General features: G+C 29.4%; 4 protein-coding genes. All 4 read right to left on the bottom strand.

From position 1 onward, the window contains the following. Positions 1-327 (bottom strand): PTS sugar transporter subunit IIA (locus SPD90_RS14295; RefSeq protein ID WP_320925674.1); only part of this gene is annotated, 327 nt, incomplete at its 3' end. 72 nt (positions 328-399) lie between these two features. Continuing rightward, complete coding sequence (gene pfkB / locus SPD90_RS14290) at positions 400-1,320, bottom strand: 1-phosphofructokinase (protein WP_320925673.1); 921 nt, start codon at positions 1,318-1,320, stop codon at positions 400-402. 282 nt (positions 1,321-1,602) lie between these two features. Then, on the bottom strand, positions 1,603-3,381 hold the full coding sequence (locus SPD90_RS14285; protein WP_320624344.1) for a BglG family transcription antiterminator: 1,779 nt from the start codon (positions 3,379-3,381) through the stop codon (positions 1,603-1,605). Between the two features lie 56 nt (positions 3,382-3,437). Continuing rightward, on the bottom strand, positions 3,438-3,618 hold a 181-nt coding region (locus SPD90_RS14280; protein ID WP_320925672.1), incomplete at its 5' end, for a hypothetical protein.

Below are 3,618 nucleotides of genomic sequence, written 5' to 3'. Positions count from 1 at the left end.
TGCTCCATCTGGTGCAGCTATCATAAAGAATAAGTTTGATAAGCTTCCATCAAAAGCTTCGTAGTCTATTCCTTCTTTTGTGATACCTGCAGCTAAACAAGCTTTTTTAACTGCCTTTGTTTTAGCATGAGGTATTGCTATTCCTTCTCCTACTGCAGTTGTGCTTAATTCTTCACGAGCAAGTATTGCTTCTTTGTATTCTTGTTTGTCGTTTAAATTTCCACTTGCATTTACTAAATCGACCATTTCATCTATTACATCTGGTTTTTTTTTAGATGAAAGGTTTAGCTTTATAGATTCCTTTGATAATAAATCTGTAATTCTCATAATCTTACTCCTTTTTATTATTTTATATATTAGTCCTTATTATTACTAGGAATTTTAATCTTTATAAATTATCTATTTTATTTTTTCAACGTTTATTTCTTTTACTAATCTATCTATAAACTCTCTAGATGCTAAGTCAGAAGAAAATGCTGTTGCTCCTCCACTTGCTGCACCAAGTCTTAGTGCTTCTTCGTAGCTGCCTGTCTTTAAATATCCACTTACAAATCCTGCTACCATTGAGTCCCCAGCTCCAACTGAGTTTACAACTTCGCCTTTTGCAACGCTGCTTATAAATACCTCGTCGTCTTCTGAAACTAGTAGTGCTCCATCGCCTCCCATAGATATTAGGACGTTCCTAGCTCCCATTTCTTTTAATTTTCTAGCGTAGAAAATCACATCTTCTGTTGATTTTAACTCAACATCAAACATTTCAGCTAATTCGTGGTTGTTTGGTTTTATTAAAAATGGTTTGTATTTCAATACATTTAAAAGTAAGTTCTTAGTTGCATCTACTACTACTTTTATATTTTTTGAATTTACTCTTTCCATTATTTTTTCGTATAATTTTTCATCTAAGCATGATGGAATACTTCCTGATAATATTAAAATATCTCCATCGACTAATTTATCTATAATACCGTAAAATTGATTTAATTCTTCTTCGCTTATTTGAGGACCTTGTCCGTTTATTTCTGTTTCTTCGTTACTTTTTATCTTTACATTAATTCTTGTAAAACCTTCTTTTACTTTTATAAAGTTTGATTTTAAATTTAAATTTTTTAAGGAATTTACTATATAATCTCCTGTAAATCCACTTACAAATCCTAAGGCGATATTGTCGTTGTCTAGACTTTTTAATATTCTAGTTACGTTTATTCCCTTTCCACCTGGATATACATGCTCTTCAGCGACTCTGTTGACTTGTCCATTTGTCAAATTGTCTACTTTTATCACATAGTCTATAGATGGATTCAAAGTTACTGTATATATCATTATTCCCAAGCCTCCTTTATATTATTATTTGTGCCAATTATTATTTTTATTATTAATTATTATTTTTACTGAGCTTTATGTTATTATTTGTACTCGTTTTCTTTTGTTTTATTCTATGTTTTAATAATAAACTAAATTTATTTTTTTAAAAAGACAAAAAATTTCTCTTAATTAAAAGAGAAATTTATCGCTTTTTCCATTTTATTCAAATTTATATTTAAAAAGACATTGAAATTACTAGGTTTTCACTATAAATTTAAACGAGTTTAAAAATTCAAATTTTTAAAACATCTTTATAAATTTTTCGTAGTTTTTATTTTCACAAATGCTTATTACCTTTGATACTGAACCCACCTGCTTGTATATTATTGAAAATAATCTTTCGTAATCAAATATTTCATCCTTGTCGATAGCTAAAGTCAGAATCAGTCTGACTTCTCCTAAAGACCAGTGTATTGGCTCATCTAGTATCCCGACTGCTATTTTATTTTTCAAAATCTTGCCATTAGCTCCATGAGGAAGCGCCACCATATTACCTATTTCAGTAGTGGCTATTTTTTCCCTATCGAAAAACGAGTTTTTCATGTCCTCATCTATTGCGCCTTTTTCTAGAAGCTTGCCTCCTAGAAATTCTATTACCTCTTCTTTCGTCTTAAATTTCAAATCGGTAAAAAACAGATCTCTGTCAAATAAATCTCTAGGCTCAACTTCCTTGTAAATTTTACCTGTCTTCATAAATTTTTCGATTATTTTCACTTCATTGTCGTTTAAAAGAGGAGAAACTGTTATAACGGGCACTCTTTCAAATTTCATATCTACTGTAGATATTATAAAATCAACTTCTAATGCGTTTATATACTCTATTAAATATGCAGGTATAATTTTTACTATTTCTATTTTGTCCTCAAATAAATACTCTAGCTTGTTCTTTATAAGCATAGAAGTACCTATTCCTGATACGCATACAATTATTACTTTAAATACCTTTTTCTTTTGGTTGTGTGCACATCTTTCTATCGCACCGCCTACATGTACTGCTATATTTGATATTTCTTCATCGTCTAATTTTAAGTCTAGCTCTTCTTCTATTGTTTTTTTGGCTATTTTACCTAGTTCATATGCATAAGGGTATTTTATCCTTATATCTACTGGCAGTACTCCGTATTGATTTATGCCTAGCTTCATCTTTTTGTAGATACTGTTTATATGATCATAAAGACATTTTTCAAAAATTTTGTCGTCGCTAATATCTATAGATGTCGCTATTTTCAAGTTTTTACAGAATTTTTTTATTGCACCGAGTATTTTTTCTTTGTTTTTATCATCATTCATTATAAGCTCTCTTTCAACTAAATAATCGTTGATGTACTGTTCTATAAACTCATTTTCCTCTTGGTTGCTTCTACTCAATTTTATAAATATTATACTGCACAGATTTTTAAACTCTGTATCACTTAAAACCAAGTGCTTGCTGCTCAACAGGCTTAAAATTATATTTTTCAGATTAAACATATTATCAGCTACTCTATCAGTTAAAAAATCCTTTAAGCTCAAATCATTTTCTTTTTTAGAGCATATATCAAGTATAAATCTTATTATATCCTCCTCCTCTGCTTCTATCCCTATACCTTGCTTGTGCTTTGAAACTACAGCTATATTGTATTTTTTTAAAATGGATTTTACCTCTTTTAAATCATTTTTTACTGTAGAAACGCTGATATACATAGAATCCGCTAGTTCCTCTAGCTTTATAGTGTTATCTTCTTTTGTAGTTAGGTTTATCAAGCTTTTTATAATGTAATCAATTCTGTCGACATTTCCTAAATATTGACTTGGAATAGTTATATGATCAAAAGAGCCTTCTATTTTGTAACCTATTCCGCGAATCGATACTATTTTCCCATCCTTACTGTTTTTATTTATGTCCTTTATTTCACTTTGTATAGTTTTTGTAGAACATCCAATTTCTTCGCTAAGTGCTAAGCTGCTAACAGGTTCATGGGAATTTTTTAATATTTCAATTATATTTAAGGCTCTTACACTGTAAATAATTAAAATCAACCCCCTTAAAAAGCTATATGGTATTTCATATCCTTGTTTCTAACTTTACACTATTATTACTTCTTTTTCAAATTTGCAAGTGCTGCAAAAGGATTATTAAACGCTTCTTGGTCTTTGTTTTGATTTTTCAAATATTTATTTATGTCTTTTTTAGAAGCTTTTCCCTTCTCTTCTGCTTTCCTTTTGTTAAATGAAGATAATTTTTCTCTATATCCACAGCTACATGTAAATATTTTT

Origin of the sequence: Intestinibacter sp., assembly GCF_034113885.1 — a bacterium.
GTDB lineage: Bacteria > Bacillota > Clostridia > Peptostreptococcales > Peptostreptococcaceae > Intestinibacter.
The sequence above is the reverse complement of the archived record's forward strand: the minus strand, read 5'-3'. Positions and strand labels throughout refer to the sequence as shown.

Bases quoted from the DNA above. Each gene is read 5' to 3' on its own strand.
- pfkB (WP_320925673.1), bottom strand. From the start codon at position 1,320: ATGATATATACAGTAACTTTGAATCCATCTATAGACTATGTGATAAAA.